We start from the raw sequence: 16,608 nt of genomic DNA, 5'->3' as shown, positions 1-16,608 counted from the left end.
GTGGGAGCCTTCGGACCGATGTCTCAGTCTACGCCCGTCGCCCTGGCCTGTTGAGCGCCGCGCGACGCCTGACCGCATCCGTGGCGGGGCGCTACAATGCGCGGCTTGCCAGGAGCCTTCGATGAACTACCGCCACGCCTTTCATGCCGGCAACCATGCCGACGTCTTCAAGCACCTCGTGCTCAGCCAGCTGTTCGTCCTGCTGGGCCGCAAGGATGCGCCGCTGGCGTATCTGGACAGCCATGCCGGGGTCGGCCTCTACGACCTGGCCGGCGACCAGGCGAGCCGTACCGGCGAATGGCAGCAGGGCATCGGCCGGCTCTGGGCGCTGGAGGAGGCGCCGGCGGCGCCGGCGGCGCTGGCGCCTTACCTGGAGGTGGTCAGGGCGCTCAACCCCGATGGCCAGCTGCGCTACTACCCCGGCTCGCCCGAGCTGGCTCGGCGGTTGAGCCGTGAGCAGGACCGCCTGCAGCTCAACGAAAAGCATCCCGAAGACGGCCTTCTGCTCAAGGACAACATGGCCGGCGACCGGCGTGTGGCGGTCCATCTGGGCGAGGGGTGGCACGTGCCGCGTGCGCTGATGCCCACCGCCGAAAAGCGCGTGGTGCTGCTGATCGACCCGCCGTTCGAGCAGGCCGACGAGTTGAGCCGCTGCGTCGAGGCGCTCAACGAAGCTCATGGGCGCATGCGCCAGACGGTCGGGGTGATCTGGTACCCGATCAAGGATGAGCGCCAGCTGCGCCGCTTCTACCAGGACCTGGCCAGGAGCGGCGCGCCGAAACTGCTGCGTGCCGAGCTCTACGTGCATCCGGCCGACGATGCCGGTCGCCTCAATGGCTCGGGGCTGGCGATTTCCAATCCGCCCTGGGGGCTCGAAGAGCAGCTGCGCGAGCTGTTGCCCTGGCTGGCCGCCCGGCTGGCGCAGAGCGAGGGTGGCTGGCGGCTGGACTGGCTGATCGAGGAAGGGGCGAAGTAACGCCGCTCAGCGCGGCGCCGCGGCCGGTACTCGCAACGAGCGGCCGATGCCTCGCGGGTCGCTGGCCGCCTCGAGGGCGCCGGTACGCTTGTCCCAGTGCAGCACCTGCTGGTTGCCGTAGGCGCGCTCCATCGGTTTGAGCCGGTGGCCCAGCGCTTCGAGCGCTTCGATCTGCCTGGCATCGAATGCCCCGGCTTCGTACTCGACCACGTCCGGCAGGTACTGGTGGTGATAGCGCGGCGTGGCCGCCCAGGTCCCGGCCGGCTCCCCGCCGAGGTGCGACAGTGCCGAGAGCAGCACCATGCTGGGAATCCGGCTGCCGCCCGGGGTGCCGAACGTCGCGAAGTCCGCCGGCCCTTCGATGAAGGTGGGGCTCATGCTCGACAGCGGGCGCTTGCCGCCGGCGATGGCGTTGACCTGGCTGGCGGCCAGGCCATAGGCATTGCTGCCGGACAGGTCGGCAGCGAAGTCGTCCATTTCGTTGTTCAGCAGCACGCCGGTGCCGGGCACCGTGAAGGCGGCGCCGAACATGAAGTTGAGCGACAGGGTGGCGGCGACCGCATTGCCCTCGGCATCGATGACGGCGAAGTGGGTGGTGTTCTCGCCCTCGCGCCAGGCCGGAGCCGGCGGCAGCTCGGCGCTGGGCGTGGCGCGCTGCGGGTCGATCTCGTCTGCGAGTCGGTCCAGGTAGGCCGGCGCGAGCAGCTGCTGCAGCGGGTTGTCGGTGAAGTCGGGGTCGCCGAGCAGGGCCCGGTCGCGGTAGGCGCGGCGCAGCGCCTCGATGACCAGGTGCTGGCGCAGCGGCGGCTGGGCGGCCTGCCAGTCGAGCCGCTCGAGCAGACCCAGGCTCTGCGCCAGGGCCACGCCACCGGCCGACGGCGGAGGCGCGCTGATCAGCTCGCGGCCCTCGGCCAGCGCGACGCGCAGCGGTTCGCGCTCCACGCTGCGATAGTCGGAAAGATCCTGTTCGGACCAGATCCCCCCGGCCGCGCTGACGCCGGCGACCAGCTTTCCGGCCAGCGGGCCGCGATAGAACGCGTCGCTGCCGTGGGCGGCCAGGGCCTCGAGGGTCTCGGCCAGTTCCGGCTGGCGCAGCCTATGGCCCAGCGCGGGCAGCTCCCCCTCGACGAGGAAGATCCGCGCGCTCTCCGGGTCGTCCCGCAGCGCCGACAGCCGCCACCCGGCCCGTTCGCGATAAACCGCATCGACTTGGAAACCGTCGCGGGCCAGCGCGATCGCCGGCGCCAGGCTGGTGGCCAGCGGCAGGCGGCCGTAGCGGCTCGCCAGGTCGTCCCAGGCAGCGGGCGTGCCGGGAATCGCCGCTGCCAGTGGGCCGTCGAGGGACAGGTCGCGACGGGCCTTGCCGTCCCGTACGTAGAGATCGGCGGTCGCGGCCAGAGGCGCCCGCTCACGGGCGTCGAGGAATCGGTAACGGGTCGGTTGCCCGGCTTCGCGCAGCAGGAAGAAGCCGCCACCGCCAATGCCCGAGCCGTAGGGCTCGACCACCGCGAGCGCGGCGCTGATCGCCACGGCCGCGTCGAAGGCGTTGCCGCCGGCCTGGAGAATCCGCTGGCCGACGTCGCTTGCCAGTGGGTGGGGTGTGGCGACGGCGCCCTGGCCGGGCGCCTGGCCCTGGGCGGCGGCTGCCAGCGCCAGGGAGGCGATGCACAGGCCGAGCAGCCATTGCCGGGCGGAGCGAACCACCGGCAACGGCACGGATCAGGCCTTGCCGGTGATGATGAGGTATTTCTGCATCAGCTGGTCCTTGGTCTCGACGTTGTTCTGGTCGAGGGGGATGCAGTCGACAGGGCAGACCTGCTGGCACTGGGGTTCGTCGTAATGGCCGACGCACTCGGTGCAGAGGTTGGGATCGATGACGTAGATTTCCTCACCCTGGGAGATGGCGTTGTTCGGGCATTCCGGCTCGCACACATCGCAGTTGATGCAGTCATCGGTGATTATCAGGGACATCCAGCAGACTCCTGCCACGGCGCGCGGCCATGGCACAGGTAAAAACGGTGCGCGAATTGTGCCGCATCGTCGCCCGCCGTGCACCTGCGGGCGCCCAAAGGCAGCGCCGGCGAGCGACGCGAGCCTGGGCCGCCGCGCTTACGGCTGGCTGTAGCGCTTGTGCAGCGCGTCCATCACGGTGGGGTGGACGAAGTTGCTGATGTCGCCGCCCAGGCGGGCGATCTCGCGGATCAGCGTCGAGGAGATGTAGGAGTACTTCTCCGACGGGGTCAGGAAGAGGCTTTCGAGTTCCGGCGCCAGATGGCGGTTCATGTTCGCCAGCTGGAACTCGTACTCGAAGTCCGACACCGCCCGCAGGCCGCGCAGAAGGATGTTGGCGTTCTGCTCCTTGGCGAAGGTCGCCAGCAGGCTGGAGAACCCTACGACCTCCACGTTGGGCAGATGGCGAGTGACTTCACGCGCCAGCTCGACACGTTGTTCCAGCGGAAACAGCGGGTTCTTCCGTGGGCTTGCCGCGACGGCGATGATCACGTGATCGAACAGGCGTGCGGCGCGCTCGACCAGATCGCCGTGGCCTTTGGTGATGGGATCGAAGGTTCCCGGATACAGCACTCGATTCATCGCGACGTCCTTGAGGAGGTCCGTGGGGGGCTGGATGGTAGCGGCTCGATATCGACAGCGTAAAGTCTGGAACAACCTGCGGCGAGCTGCTGGAAAACTTCGGCGGAGGCGGCGCTCGGTCGCGCGGGCGTTCAGTCCGCTGGCGGCAGGTCGTTCCAGGGGCGTCCGCACCCCGCCGCCAGCCAGCCGGGAATGCGCCGTTCCAGGTAATAGCCGGGGCGCAGCGGGCTGCCCTCGACGAAGCCCACGTGACCGCCCCTGGCATGCAGCTCCAGCGTCGTGCTGGGCGACAGCTCCCCGGGCTCGGGCACGCTGTGGCGGAACACGAAGGGGTCGTCGGCGGACTGGATCAGCAGCGTCGGCACACGAATCCGGCCCAGGTAATAGCGGCTCGAGGCCTGGCGATAATAGTCCTGGGCGTCGGCGAAACCGTGCAGCGGGGCGGTGACCCGGCCGTCGAAATCCCAGAAGGTGCGCATGTCCGACAGCGGGCCCAGCCCGTCCAGCGCCGCCAGGCGGTCCGCGTAGCCCTGGTGAGCGAACAGGCGCTGCTTGTTCTTCACGTAGGCGACCAGCTCGCGAATGAAATGCGCCTGGTAGACCCTGGAGAAACCGAGCCTGATGCGGTCGGCGCACTGGTCCAGGCGAAAGGGGACCGAGACGGCGACGGCACGTTGCAGCGGGCACTGATCACCCGTTTCGCCCAAGTACTTGAGCAGGATGTTGCCGCCCAGCGAATAGCCCACCGCCTGCAGCGACGCCATCGGGCGGGCGGCCTGCACGTGGGCGATGACTTCGGCCAGGTCGTCGCTGGCGCCCGAATGGTAGGCGCGCGGCAGCAGGTTCGGTTCGCCCGAGCAGCCGCGCCAGTTGATCGCGACGCTGGACCAGCGCATCGCCGCCAGGCGCCGCTGCAGGCCCAGTACGTAGTGCGAGCTGGACGAGCCGGTCAGCCCGTGCAGGACGAGCACCAGCGGCGACTCGGCGTCGTGCGGGCCGTGCCAGTCGAGGTCGATGAAGTCGCCGTCGGCCAGCCACATCCGCTCGCGGCGCCGCTCCAGCGGGGCGGCCTTGCGAAAGAACGGATTCCACAGGGTCTGCAGGTGCGGACCCGGCAGCCACCAGGCCGGCTCGAAGGGCGCGTCGGCGTCGTGCGTGGGGTCGAGGTCGAGTGCCAGTGTCACAGGGGCTCCGTTATGCGGGCAGGGCCGGACGGCGGCTCAGGGCGCGGATCGTTCCCAGAGCGAGTAGAACACCTGGCCGGCCTGCTTCTCCCGGTGCAGGCGCCAGTTGCCCGGCAGGCCGAGGCTCGAGGCGGGCGCCTCGCTTTCGGTGTAGACCCAGGCGTGATCGGCCAGCCAGCCCTTGTCTTCGAGCAGCTGGCAGGCCGGCAGCAGCAGGTTCTTGTTGAACGGCGGGTCGAGGAAGACCAGGTCGAACGGCGTCGCGTGCTGGGTTTCCAGGTAGCGCAGGGCGTCGCTCTGCAGCAGCTGGCCGTTGCCGCAGCTGAGCGTGTCCAGGTGCTTGCGCAGGCTGGCGATGGCGTTGGCGTTGACGTCCAGCGCCAGGGCCATGCCGGCGCCACGGGAAAGGGCTTCCAGGTAGAGTGCGCCGCTGCCGGTGAACAGGTCGAACACCCGGGCGCCGGACAGGTAGGGCGCCAGCCAGTTGAACAGCGTCTCGCGCACCCGGTCGGGCGTCGGCCGCAGGCCCTCGGCATCGGGAAAGGAGAAGCGGCGGCTGCGCCAGTCGCCGCCGATGATGCGTAGCTGGCCCTGGCCGCCACGGGCGCTGGGTCGGATCGGTGGAGTCGCCATCAGTGCTCCGGAACGCCGCTGGGCTGTTCGATGGGTTGGTCGCTGGGCGGCGGCAGTTCCTTCTGCTCGACGCTGGGCCCGGCCGTGACGATGACGAAGCCGTCGGCCTCAAGGTGCTTGTTCATCGCCTCCCTGACCTGTTCGACCGTGACCTCCTGGACCTGTTGCATGAAGTCCTCCAGGTAGGTCAGCGGCAGGTCGTAGAAGCCGATGCTGCCCAGCTGGCCGACGATGTCGGCATTGCTGGCCGTCGACAGCGGGAAGCTGCCGGCGATCTCGCGCTTGCTGCGCTCGAGCTCGGCCTGGGTCGGGCCGTCGGCGAGGAATTCGCGCACCAGGCGCTGGACCAGCTCCAGCGAGCCCTGCGCCAGGTCCGCGCGGGTCTGCAGGCTGATCATGAACGGGCCGTTGCTGCGCATCGGACTGAAGCCCGAATAGATGCCGTAGGTGAGGCCGCGCTTCTCGCGGACTTCCTCCATCAGGCGGGTGCCGAAACCGCCGCCGCCGAGGATCTGGTTGCCCAGGTAGAGGGCCGCGTAATCCGGATCGCCGCGCTCGATGCCGAGCTGGGCCAGCAGCAGGTGGGTCTGGCTGGAGGGGAACTCTATCGCGTGGACGCCCGGCTCGGGGGCTGCCGGCGCAGGCGTCGTCGGCAGGGCTTCGCCTTTCGGCAGGCTGCCCGAGACCTGCGCGGCGATCGCTTGCGCCTCTTCGCGGCTGAGGTCGCCGACCAGGGCGATCACCGCATTGCCAGCCGCGTACGCCCGGGCATGGAAGGCCTGCAGCTGCTCGCGGCTGATACCCGGGATGGAGGCGGGCGTACCTTCGCTGGGGCTGCCGTAGGGGTGATCGCCGTAGAGCTGTTTGAACAGTTCGAGGCTGGCCAGCTTGCCCGGGTTCTGCTTTTGCAGCTCGAAACTGGCCATCAGCTGGTTCTTGATGCGTTGCAGCGAGTCTTCTGGGAAGGTCGGGTGGCCGACCACCTGGCCGAACAGTTCCAGCGCCGCGCCGCGCTTGCCGGGCTCGCTCAGGCTACGCAGGCTGGCTACGGCCATGTCGCGGTAGGAGCCGTTGCCGAACTCGGCGCCGAGCCCTTCGAAGCCCTCGGCGATCGCGGTGACGTCCCGGCCTTCGACGCCCTCGTTGAGCATCGCGTTGGTCAGCAGGGCCAGGCCGGGCGTGTCGCCGTCCTGGCTGCTGCCGGCGGCGAAGGTCAGGCGCAGATCGAACATCGGCAGCTCCGGCGCCTGCACGAACAGCACCTTGGCGCCTTCGGCGGTCTGCCAGCTCTGGATGTCCAGCGTACGCCGGGCCAACGGCTGGTCGCCGAGCTCGGCGAGCGACTCCAGGGGAATCTGCTCCACGGCGGACTCGTCGGCCGGCACCGGGACTTGGACCCCCGTTTGCGGTTCGGCGGGTGTTTCGGCCGGGGCATGGGCCGGGCGATTGGCGCTCCAGGCGAGCAGCCCGACCAGGATCAGCAGCAACAGGCCGGACAGCCCGTGGCGCAGGTGGCGCTTACTCATCGCGGGACTCCTCGGGCAGAACATGGGCGACGCTCAGGCGCGAGCGGGTGAAGTAGGTCCGCGCGGCCTGCTGGATGTCCTCGGGGGTGACGGCTTCGAGTGCGCTGAGTTCTTCGTCCATCAGTCGCCAGGAGAGGCCGACCGTTTCCAGGCGGCCGATGGTGGTGGCCTGTTCGGTGATCGAGTCGCGCTCGTAGACCAGTCCGGCGATCACCTGGGCGCGAACCCGCTCGAGCTCCTCGGGCGACGGCGGTTGCTGCTTCAGCAGGTCGAGTTCGCGCCAGAGGCCGGCTTCGACGTCTTCCAGGCTGCGCTGTTTCTGCAGGTTCGGCGAGGCGCCGAGCACGAACAGGCTGTCGCCGCGCGGGTAGGCGCTGTACCAGGCCGAAGCGCTGGTGACCAGTTCTTCGCCGCGCTCCAGGCGCGAGGGCAGGCGGGCACTGTAGCCGCCGTCGAGCAACGCCGAGATCAGCCGCAGGGCATGGATCTCGCGCGGATCGTCGGTAGTCGCCAGGCCCGGCACGTTGAACGCCATCATCAGGCTCGGCAGCTGTGTCCTGACGTGCAGCGTCAGGCGCCGCTCGCCCGGCTCGGCGAGCTCCAGCGGCACCTTGGCCATGGGCACGGCGCGTTTTTCGATCGGCCCGAAATAGCGCTCGGCCAGGCCGCGGACTTCATCCACGGTGACATCGCCGACCACCACCAGGGTGGCGTTGTTCGGCGCGTACCACTGTTCGTACCAGGCGCGCAGCTCCTCGACCGTCATCCGCTCCAGGTCGGCCATCCAGCCGATGGTGGGCGTGTGGTAGCCGCTGGCCGGGTAGGCCATGGCCTTGAAGCGCTCGAAGGCCAGCGCGCTGGGCCTGTCGTCGGTGCGCAGGCGCCGCTCTTCCTTGATCACCTCGATTTCGCGGGCGAATTCGTCGGCCGGCAGCCTGAGGCTGGCCAGGCGGTCGGCCTCCAGCTCGAAGGCAACGGCCAGGCGGTCCCGCGCCAGCACCTGGTAATAGGCGGTGTAGTCGTCGGAGGTGAAGGCGTTTTCCTCGGCACCCAGCTCGCGCAGGATGCGTGAAGCCTGGCCTGGCCCCAGCTTGCGGCTGCCCTTGAACATCATGTGTTCCAGGGCGTGGGACAGGCCGGTCTGGCCGGGCGTCTCGTAGCTGGAGCCGACCTTGTACCAGAGCTGCGAGACCACCACCGGCGCGCGGTGGTCCTCGCGCACGATGACTTTCAGGCCGTTGTCGAGGAAGAACTCATGGGTCGGTTGCGGCTCGGCTGCGATCGCCAGCAAAGGCAGGCAGAGGGTGCCGAACAACAGCACGGCACGGCGTAGCATCGAAGGCATAGACAGGACTCGTTCGGTTGCAGGCCGCATCGTTCGATGCGGGCTCCGTGAATGCGCGGTCATGGTAAAGGCGCGAGCGTACCAGGCAAAGGGCTGCGGCGAGGTGACGCCGGAACATGCCGGCGCCGATGGCGTCATACAGGCGCCGGTCGAGGCCCGGCTTAGCGCTGGCGCCCGGTGAGGTGCTAGGATATTCCCCCATTTGGCCAGCGGCGCGCCTGCTGGCGTTTCGCCCTTTGAGAAAGTCTTCTCCATGTTTGGTTCCAACGACGACAAGAAGACGCCGGCCGAGGCCGGCGAAAAGAAAGGCCTGTTCGGCTGGCTGCGCAGGAAGCCCGAGGCGCCCGCGGCAGAACCGGTCGAAGCGCCGCAGGACGCTCCCGGCGAGCAGCCCGAGGCTCCGCTGGCGGCAGAGGCGCACGAGCCTCTGCAGGCCGAGGCGGCTCCGCTCGCCGAGTCTGAATTCGCGGCGCCTGAGCCCGAAACCGAGCCGGAGCCGTACGCCGAGCCGGAGCCGGTGTTCGAGCCCGAGCCGGAGCTGCCCGTCACGCCGGTCCCTTCGGTCAAGGCCGAAGCCGAGGCCCGCTCGGGTTTCTTCGGGTTGTTCAAGGGCAGTGAGCCGACTGCGCCCGCCGAGCCGCCCGAACCGCCGATCGAGAGCACGCCAGCCCTCGCGTCGAGCGAGCCGTCCGAGCCTTCACCCGCTGAGCCTTCGCCTGTGGCGGAGTCCGAACCGGCCCGCGCAGGCTTCTTCGCACGCCTCAAGCAGGGCCTGTCGAAGACCAGCGCCAGCCTTGGCGAAGGCATGGCCAGCCTGTTTCTCGGCAAGAAGGCCATCGACGACGACCTGCTCGAGGAGCTGGAGACGCGGCTGCTGACCGCCGACGTTGGCGTCGAGGCGACCACCGCCATCATCCAGAACCTCACCCGCCGCGTGGCGCGCAAGGAGCTCGCCGACAGCGGCGCGCTCTACAAGGCCCTGCAGGAGGAACTGGCGGCGCTGCTGAAACCGGTCGAGCAGCCGCTGCAGGTCGATTCGGCCAAGCAGCCCTACGTGATCCTGGTGGTCGGCGTGAACGGCGTCGGCAAGACCACCACCATCGGCAAGCTGGCCAAGAAACTGCAGCGCGACGGCAAGAAGGTCATGCTCGCGGCGGGCGATACCTTCCGCGCGGCTGCCGTCGAGCAGCTGCAGGTGTGGGGCGAGCGCAACAACATCGCAGTGATCGCGCAGCACACTGGCGCCGACTCCGCCTCGGTGATCTTCGATGCGGTGCAGGCGGCCAAGGCGCGCGGCATCGACGTGCTGATCGCCGACACCGCCGGGCGCCTGCATACCAAGGACAACCTGATGGAGGAACTGAAAAAGGTCCGTCGGGTGATCGGCAAGCTCGACGAGACCGCGCCCCACGAGGTGCTGCTGGTGCTCGACGCCGGCACCGGGCAGAACGCGATCAACCAGACGCGCCAGTTCAACCAGGCCGTGGAGCTGACCGGGCTGGCGCTGACCAAGCTGGACGGCACCGCCAAGGGCGGCGTGATCTTCGCCCTGGCCAAGCAGTTCGGCACGCCGATCCGCTTCATCGGCGTCGGCGAGGGCATCGACGACCTGCGCACCTTCGAGGCGCAGGCCTTCGTCAGCGCGCTGTTCGCGGAGCGTTCATGATTCGCTTCGAGCAGGTCGGCAAACGCTACCCGAACGGCCATATTGGTCTGCACGAGCTGTCATTCCATGCGCAGCGGGGCGAATTCCTTTTCGTCACCGGGCATTCCGGCGCCGGCAAGAGCACGCTGCTGCGCCTGCTGCTGGCGATGGAGCGCCCGACCACCGGCAAGCTGCTGCTGGCCGGCCAGGACCTGTCGCGCATCACCAATGCGCAGATTCCGTTCCTGCGGCGGCAGATCGGCGTGGTGTTCCAGAACCACCAGCTGCTGTTCGATCGCACGGTGTTCGACAACGTGGCCTTGCCGCTGCAGATCCTCGGGCTCGGCAAGCGCGAGATCGGCCAGCGGGTCATGACCGCGCTCGAGCGCGTCAGCCTCAAGGACAAGGCCACCCAGTACCCGGCCGACCTGTCGACCGGCCAGCAGCAACGCGTCGGCATTGCGCGCGCCGTGGTGCACCGGCCGGCATTGCTGCTGGCCGACGAGCCTACCGGCAACCTCGACCCACGGCTCGCCGCGGAAATCATGGGCGTGTTCGAAGACATCAACCGGCTGGGCACTACCGTGCTGATCGCCAGCCATGACCTTGCGCTGATCGCCCGTATGCGCCACCGCATGCTGACGCTGCAGCGCGGCCGTCTGATCGGCGACGGGGAGGCCAGCTGATGAGCGCTACACCTGATCGCAAGTCCAAGGCGTCCAGCACGGCCGAGCGGGTGGGCGGTTCGGTCAAGCCGAGCAAGCCACCGAGAAACCCGGACGAGCCGGACTTCAAAGCGCTGCTGCATGCCTGGCTCGAAAGCCACCGCGCCAGTCTGGTCGACAGCCTGCGCCGGCTCGGCAAGCAGCCGATCGGCAGCTTCTTCACCTGCCTGGTGATGGCCGTCGCCCTGAGCCTGCCGATGGGGCTGGCCCTGTTGCTGGACAACGTCGAGCGGCTTGGCGGCTCCTGGCAGCGTGCGGCGCAGATCTCGCTGTTCATGCAGCTGGATGTCGACAGCGCCGCGGGCGAGGCCCTGAGGGCCGAGATCGACGCCATGCCCGACGTCGAAGAGGCGCAGTGGATCAGCCGCGAGAGTGCGCTGGAGGAGTTCCAGCAGCTGTCCGGCCTTGGCGAGGCGCTCAAGGAGCTGCCCGACAACCCGCTGCCCGGGGTGATCCTGGTCACCCCCCACGAAGTCGACAGGGACAAGCTCGAAGCCCTGCGCCAGCAGCTGGCCGAGATGCCGGGCGTGCAGCAGGCGCAGCTGGACCTGCTGTGGGTCGAGCGCCTGAGCGCCATCCTGCGGCTGGGCGACCGCTTCGTGTTCGGCCTCACGCTGCTGCTGGTCGCCACCTTGCTGCTGGTGATCGGTAACACCATTCGGCTGCACATCGAGAACCGCCGCACCGAGATCGAAGTGGTCAAGCTGGTGGGCGGGACCGACGGTTACGTGCGCCGCCCCTTCCTTTATATGGGCGCGATCTACGGCCTCGGCGCCGGCCTGCTGGCCTGGCTGGTGCTGGCCTACGGACTGGGCTGGCTGAACGAGGCCGTGGTGCGGCTGGCCGGCCTCTACGGCAGCGACTTCGGCTTGTCGGGGGTGCCCTCGGGAGATGGATTCTCGCTGGTGCTGGGGGCGGTGCTGCTCGGCTACATCGGTGCCTGGCTGGCCGTTGCCCGTCACCTGAGCGAACTGGCGCCTCGCTGATAACTTATTGATATCGTTGCGCTAATTGGGCGTGGCGCGGAACTTTTCCACAGGCTTGCAGTCCGATGGCTCAATGCTAAACTGCTGCAGCTTCGTGAGTTGGAGGATCTGCATGACAACTTCACTGCAACCTGTTCACGCACTGGTCCCGGGGGCGAACCTCGAGGCCTACGTGCAGACGGTCAACAGCATCCCGCTGCTCACCGTCGAGCAGGAGCGCGAGCTGGCCGAGCGTCTCTATTACGATCAGGATCTGGATGCCGCCCGGCAGATGGTGCTTGCGCACCTGCGTTTCGTCGTACACATCGCACGCAGCTACGCCGGCTACGGCCTGGCTCAGGCGGACCTGATCCAGGAAGGCAACGTCGGGTTGATGAAGGCGGTCAAGCGCTTCAATCCCGAGATGGGCGTGCGCCTGGTGTCCTTTGCCGTGCACTGGATCAAGGCGGAAATCCACGAGTTCATCCTGCGCAACTGGCGCATCGTCAAGGTGGCGACCACCAAGGCGCAGCGCAAGCTGTTCTTCAACCTGCGCAGCCAGAAGAAGCGTCTGGCGTGGCTGAACAACGACGAGGTCACCGCGGTGGCCGACAGCCTCGGCGTCGAGCCCCACGAAGTACGCGAAATGGAAAGCCGGCTCACCGGCCACGACATGGCATTCGATCCGGCGGCCGATGCCGACGACGACAGCGCCTACCAGTCGCCGGCGCACTACCTGGAAGACCATCGCTACGACCCGGCGCGTCAGCTCGAGGACGCCGATTGGAGCGACAATTCCACCTCCAGCCTGCACGAGGCGCTCGAGCGGCTCGACGAGCGCAGCCGCGACATCCTGCAGCAGCGCTGGCTCAGCGACGACAAGGCGACGCTGCACGATCTTGCCGCCAAGTACAACGTCTCGGCCGAGCGCATCCGTCAGCTGGAAAAGAACGCGATGAACAAGCTCAAGGGCTCCATCCAGGCCTGATCGCCGCATCCGTAGCAGGGCCGCCCGGACACCGTCCGGGCGGCCCTTTTTGTTGTCCGGAGTTTGCCATGTTGCCGTTTCGTCCTGCTCACCTGCTGTTCTTCGCCGTACTGGGCGTTTGCTGTTTTGCCCTTGGGCTCTGGCTGGCCTTCTTCCGCCAGGGCTCGCCGGTGGCCTGGCTGACCGAGCTGCAGGGCCCGCTGTTCGAGCCGATGGCCGCCGGGCAGCTGACCCTGCAGGGCCTGCGTGAGCAGGCGCCGGAAGGAGCGTTGTGGGTGCGGCGCGAAGAAGGCCGGGTCGTGCTGAGCTATGGCGGGCGCCTTGCCGCGGCCGAGCCATCGCTCGATCTGCTAGGCGAGCTGCAACTGGAGGATCACGAGCGGGCCAGTCTGGCGCAGGCCAGCGGCGCCGATGCCTCGCCGCAGCGACTGGCCGACACGGTGATGCAGGCGATGTCGGCCCGCCGGCTGGCGGACGTGGTCCTGACGCCCGCCGAGCCGGTCCCGGTTCGCGACCTCGTCGCCAGCCTGGGCGAGCCGCGAATGCGCTACGCGCTGGGGCAGGGCGAGGGCTGGTTCTATCCGCAGCGGGGCATGACCCTGATGGTGCGCGACGGGACCCTGGACTGGCTGCGGGTCACGCCGCGAGCCGCCCTCGGCGAGGTCAGGGAAGGGGAGACGCCGACTGCCGTGCCCGCTCGACTGCCGCCAGCAACTGAGCATCGCTGATCGGTTTGTGCAGCCAGATGACGCCCGGTTGCGGCTGTTGCTGGTCGAGGCTGTTGGCGGCCGAGATGACGATGATCGGGATCGCGCGCGTGGCCGAGTCCTTGCGCATCTCGTCGATCAGTTGACGACCATTGCCGTCGGGCAGGTGCAGGTCTAGGGTCACCGCGAGGTAGTGCATCTGGGCCAGCTTTTCCCGTGCCTGGTGCAGGCTCTCGACACGGTCGACGCCGTAGCCGGCGTTGCGCAGCATCAGGTGCAGCAGGCGGCCGGTGTCCGGTTCGTCCTCGATGACCAGCAGCCGCGGTTGGTCGTTGCCGGCATCCGGGACGGGGTCGTCGAGCACCGGGAGCTCGCACCAGAAGGTCGCCCCTCGGCCCACTACGGACTCGAAACCCAGGCTGCCGCCCATGCGTTCGATCAGTTCCTTGCTGATCGCCAGGCCCAGCCCGGTACCGCCTTTCTCGCGGCTGTCGGAACTGTCGGCCTGGGCGAACTTCTGGAAGATCCGCTGGCGGAAACTGTCGGGTATGCCGGGGCCCTGGTCGATGACGCTGATGCGTACCACGTCCTCGTTGACGGCGCTTTGCAGGCGCACTTCTCCACCGGGCGGCGAGAACTTGATGGCGTTGGAGAGGAAGTTGGCCAGCACCTGCTGCAGCCGCAGCCCGTCGACCCAGACGCGTGCCGGGCGGGTCTGCGCCTCCAGCGTGCAGTGCACCCCGTGCTGGGCGGCGAACGACTGGTTGCTGGCCAGCGCCTCTTCCAGCAGGTCGCGCAGGGCATGCTCGCGGCGGTTGAAGCTCATCTTGCCGGCCGCGATCTTTTCCATGTCCAGCAGGTCGTTGATCAGGTGCTTCAGGCGCAGGCTGTTGCGGTGGGCGATCTCCAGCAGCTGTTGCATCGGGGCGGGAACCTCGCCGAGCACGCCGCCGTTGATCAGGCCCAGGGCGCCGGCGATGGAGGTCAGCGGTGTGCGCAGTTCGTGGCTGACCGTGGAGACGAACTCGTTCTTCAGCTGTTCGACGCGCTTGTGCTCGGTCAGGTCCATGATGGTGCCGCTCACCCGCTGCGGCTTGCCCTGGCCGTCGCGCTGGACGTAACCGCGCACCAGCACCGGCACCACCTGGCCGTTGCGATGCTGCAGGCGCAGCTCGCTGGTGAAGTGTTCGCGTTGCGATTGCAGGGTCTGGTTCAGGCGTTCCCTCTCGGCATCCAGGTCATCGGCCACCATCATCCGCTCCCACAGCCCCATGTCGGACTCGAGCTCGCCGGGGTAGTAGCCGAGCATCTGCATGCTGCGCGGGGACGCGAAGAAGGTACCGGTCTGCAGGTTCAGGTCCCACAGGCCGTCGTTGCTGCCCTTGAGCGCCAGTGCGAGACGTTCTTCGCTCAGGCGCAGTTCCCGCTCGTTGCGCCGGATCTGCTCGGTCATCTGCCGGGCCAGCGCCTCGGCCCGGCTGCGGCGCACGGTCAGCGAGGAGGTCAGCAGGAACAGCAGGGCGCTCAGGCCGATGCAGAGGACGACCAGCAACGCCTCGTTGGCGTGGAAGGCGTTCTCGAACTCGGGCTGGCTGTCCAGGCGCAGCGTCCAGATCTGACCATAAAGGCGGATGTGCTGCAGGCTGCTGTAGCGCGGGCTGTGCTTGCCGGTGCGGTCGGTGGCGAAGATCAGGTCGTCGGATGCCTCGCTGTCGCCGGAATAGATCGTCAGGTTGAGCTTCGGATCGGCCGGCCCGAGGATGCCTCGCATCAGGTCGCTGACCCGGTAGGGGCTGTAGACGACGCCGATCAAGGCCTCCATGCGCTGCATCGGCAGCGCCAGCGGCATGCCGGGGCGGTAGACCGGGACGTAGAGCAGGATGCCGGCTTGCGTGCTGTCCGGGGTTTCCTGCCGCAGGGTGACCTTGTCGGTCACGCTGGCCAGGCCCAGCTCGGCGGCGCGCAGCAGCGCCTGCTGGCGTACCGGCTCGGAAAACATGTCGTAGCCCAGCGTCACGGTGTTGCGGCCGACGAAGGGCTCCAGGTAGATCACGTTGATGTACAGCGGCCGCTCGCCCGGAGGATGAATGTCGTAGTCGGGAAAGCCTTCGGCGCGCAGGCTCTGGATGTGCGCGTCGCGCTCCTGCTGGCGCACCACCTTGCCGAAGCCGACGCCCTGGATGCCGGGATAGCGTGTGGTCAGCTGCAGGCGCTCGACATAGCGACGCCACTGGTCGCGATCGACTTCGCCGCTGGCGTCGAACAGGCCGGCGGCGCCGAGCAGGATTTGCTCGTGGTTGACGAGGCGCTGCTCGATGGCCTCGGTCACCTTGTTGGCGAGCATCTGGAACTGCTCCTGCGCCGCGCGGCTTTCGTTGCCGCGCAGGTTCTGGAGGATGATCATCTGCACCAGCAGGGTGAAGGCCAGGACCAGCCAGGCGAGCGCGTTGCGCCTGTGCAGCAGGCGTCTCAGGCCGTGGGGTTCGGGGATTGGCTGCGGGCCCGATTCGCGCGGCAGGCCGTGGCGCTCGATCGGGTGCTCCATTACAGCCATGACGGCCACCAGCTCGGGCGCTCGCCTTCGAGGCGCGTCAGGTAATGGCTGCCGCCGAGCTGGCGCATCTGCTGGCGGATCCAACTCGCCCGGCGGGTCACGTAGGCGCTGGGCTTGCCGGCGCTCCACTGGCGCGGGTTGGGCAGCACGGCGGCGAGCTGGCTGGCCTGCTGGGTCGACAGGTATGGCGCGCCGACGTTGAAGTGATGGCGCGCCGCGGCCTCGGCGCCGAAGATGCCATCGCCCCATTCGACGCTGTTGAGGTAGACCTCGAGGATGCGTTGCTTGGGCCAGAGGAGTTCGATCAGGGCGGTGAACCAGACCTCGAGCCCCTTGCGCGCCCAACTGCGACCGGACCAGAGAAACAGGTTCTTGCCCACCTGCTGGCTCAGCGTGCTGGCGCCCCGCAGCGAGCCGCCCTGTTCGTTGTGCTCGAACGCCGCGCGGATCGCGGCGAGGTCGAAGCCCCAGTGCTCGGCGAACTTCTGGTCCTCGGCCGCGATGACCGCCATCTTCAGGTCGTCCGGAAGCTCCGACCAGGGGCGCCAGGTGCGCTGCAGGTCGAGGCTCCGCTCGCTGCCGAACGACTCGATCTTGCGTTCGATCATCAGCGCGGTGAACGGCGGGGGAACCCAGCGCAGGACCAATACCAGCACGACCGACAGGGCGGCCATCCAGAGCAGCAGTTTGACGAGGCGGCGGAGCAGGGTCCGGAGCATGAGGGACAATCGGTTTCCTGGGTCGGGGCATTATACCGGCGGCGTACCG

Annotated in this window: 15 protein-coding genes; 6 read left to right on the top strand and 9 right to left on the bottom strand. The window is 68.3% G+C overall.

Features of this window, described 5'->3' with window-relative positions:
* Positions 1 to 121: 121 nt before the first annotated feature.
* Entirely contained in the window at positions 122 to 976 is an 855-nt protein-coding gene (locus DN824_RS02855) for a 23S rRNA (adenine(2030)-N(6))-methyltransferase RlmJ (protein ID WP_138406887.1), read from the top strand.
* Positions 977 to 982: 6 nt separating this feature from the next.
* On the opposite strand, the gene ggt is transcribed toward DN824_RS02855, so the two are convergent.
* The 7 genes from ggt to DN824_RS02820 all read right to left on the bottom strand — a co-directional run bounded on the left by ggt (position 983) and on the right by DN824_RS02820 (position 8,256).
* Positions 983 to 2,686, bottom strand: a complete 1,704-nt coding sequence (gene ggt / locus DN824_RS02850; protein WP_414718393.1) for a gamma-glutamyltransferase — start codon at positions 2,684 to 2,686, stop codon at positions 983 to 985.
* Positions 2,687 to 2,695: 9 nt separating this feature from the next.
* Positions 2,696 to 2,947 (bottom strand): YfhL family 4Fe-4S dicluster ferredoxin, encoded by a 252-nt coding sequence (locus DN824_RS02845; protein ID WP_138406886.1) that lies wholly within the window; start codon positions 2,945 to 2,947, stop codon positions 2,696 to 2,698.
* Positions 2,948 to 3,085: 138 nt separating this feature from the next.
* Positions 3,086 to 3,568 (bottom strand): pantetheine-phosphate adenylyltransferase, encoded by a 483-nt coding sequence (gene coaD, locus DN824_RS02840; RefSeq protein ID WP_138406885.1) that lies wholly within the window; start codon positions 3,566 to 3,568, stop codon positions 3,086 to 3,088.
* A 131-nt stretch (positions 3,569 to 3,699) separates the two neighbouring features.
* Positions 3,700 to 4,752 carry a hydrolase gene (locus tag DN824_RS02835; protein WP_241663957.1) on the bottom strand — a complete coding sequence of 351 codons (1,053 nt, stop codon included), beginning with the start codon at positions 4,750 to 4,752 and terminating at the stop codon, positions 3,700 to 3,702.
* A gap of 36 nt (positions 4,753 to 4,788) precedes the next feature.
* Positions 4,789 to 5,385, bottom strand: coding sequence for a 16S rRNA (guanine(966)-N(2))-methyltransferase RsmD (gene rsmD / locus DN824_RS02830; RefSeq protein ID WP_138406884.1), 597 nt, complete (start codon positions 5,383 to 5,385; stop codon positions 4,789 to 4,791).
* Positions 5,385 to 6,911 (bottom strand): M16 family metallopeptidase, encoded by a 1,527-nt coding sequence (locus DN824_RS02825; RefSeq protein WP_138406883.1) that lies wholly within the window; start codon positions 6,909 to 6,911, stop codon positions 5,385 to 5,387. Before DN824_RS02825 ends, rsmD begins: the two co-directional genes overlap by 1 nt.
* A complete protein-coding gene (locus DN824_RS02820) occupies positions 6,904 to 8,256 on the bottom strand; it encodes a M16 family metallopeptidase (RefSeq protein WP_138406882.1) in 1,353 nt (450 codons plus the stop codon). Before DN824_RS02820 ends, DN824_RS02825 begins: the two co-directional genes overlap by 8 nt.
* A gap of 253 nt (positions 8,257 to 8,509) precedes the next feature.
* On the opposite strand from DN824_RS02820, the gene ftsY reads away from it, so the two are divergent.
* The 5 genes from ftsY (at position 8,510) to DN824_RS02795 (ending at position 13,307) form a co-directional block, all read left to right on the top strand.
* Positions 8,510 to 9,922 (top strand): signal recognition particle-docking protein FtsY, encoded by a 1,413-nt coding sequence (gene ftsY, locus DN824_RS02815; protein WP_138406881.1) that lies wholly within the window; start codon positions 8,510 to 8,512, stop codon positions 9,920 to 9,922.
* The gene (gene ftsE, locus DN824_RS02810) at positions 9,919 to 10,587 is read left to right on the top strand and encodes a cell division ATP-binding protein FtsE (protein WP_138406880.1); all 669 of its coding nucleotides are present in this window, start codon (positions 9,919 to 9,921) and stop codon (positions 10,585 to 10,587) included. Before ftsY ends, ftsE begins: the two co-directional genes overlap by 4 nt.
* Positions 10,587 to 11,612, top strand: a complete 1,026-nt coding sequence (ftsX, locus tag DN824_RS02805; protein WP_138406879.1) for a permease-like cell division protein FtsX — start codon at positions 10,587 to 10,589, stop codon at positions 11,610 to 11,612. Before ftsE ends, ftsX begins: the two co-directional genes overlap by 1 nt.
* 112 nt (positions 11,613 to 11,724) lie before the next feature.
* Positions 11,725 to 12,579: an RNA polymerase sigma factor RpoH gene (gene rpoH / locus DN824_RS02800; protein ID WP_138406878.1), complete on the top strand. Its 855-nt coding sequence runs from the start codon at positions 11,725 to 11,727 to the stop codon at positions 12,577 to 12,579.
* Positions 12,580 to 12,647: 68 nt separating this feature from the next.
* The gene (locus tag DN824_RS02795) at positions 12,648 to 13,307 is read left to right on the top strand and encodes a hypothetical protein (RefSeq protein WP_138406877.1); all 660 of its coding nucleotides are present in this window, start codon (positions 12,648 to 12,650) and stop codon (positions 13,305 to 13,307) included.
* Here the strand turns inward: DN824_RS02795 and DN824_RS02790 are convergent.
* Positions 13,243 to 15,831, bottom strand: coding sequence for a CHASE domain-containing protein (locus DN824_RS02790; protein ID WP_138406943.1), 2,589 nt, complete (start codon positions 15,829 to 15,831; stop codon positions 13,243 to 13,245). The genes DN824_RS02795 and DN824_RS02790 overlap by 65 nt on opposite strands.
* Positions 15,831 to 16,559 carry a monofunctional biosynthetic peptidoglycan transglycosylase gene (gene mtgA / locus DN824_RS02785; RefSeq protein ID WP_138406942.1) on the bottom strand — a complete coding sequence of 243 codons (729 nt, stop codon included), beginning with the start codon at positions 16,557 to 16,559 and terminating at the stop codon, positions 15,831 to 15,833. The genes DN824_RS02790 and mtgA overlap by 1 nt, the downstream gene beginning before the upstream one ends.
* Positions 16,560 to 16,608 lie beyond the last annotated feature (49 nt).

Source organism: Stutzerimonas nosocomialis (genome assembly GCF_005876855.1).
Lineage (GTDB): Bacteria > Pseudomonadota > Gammaproteobacteria > Pseudomonadales > Pseudomonadaceae > Stutzerimonas > Stutzerimonas nosocomialis.
This window is presented reverse-complemented; position numbering and strand designations above follow the sequence as displayed.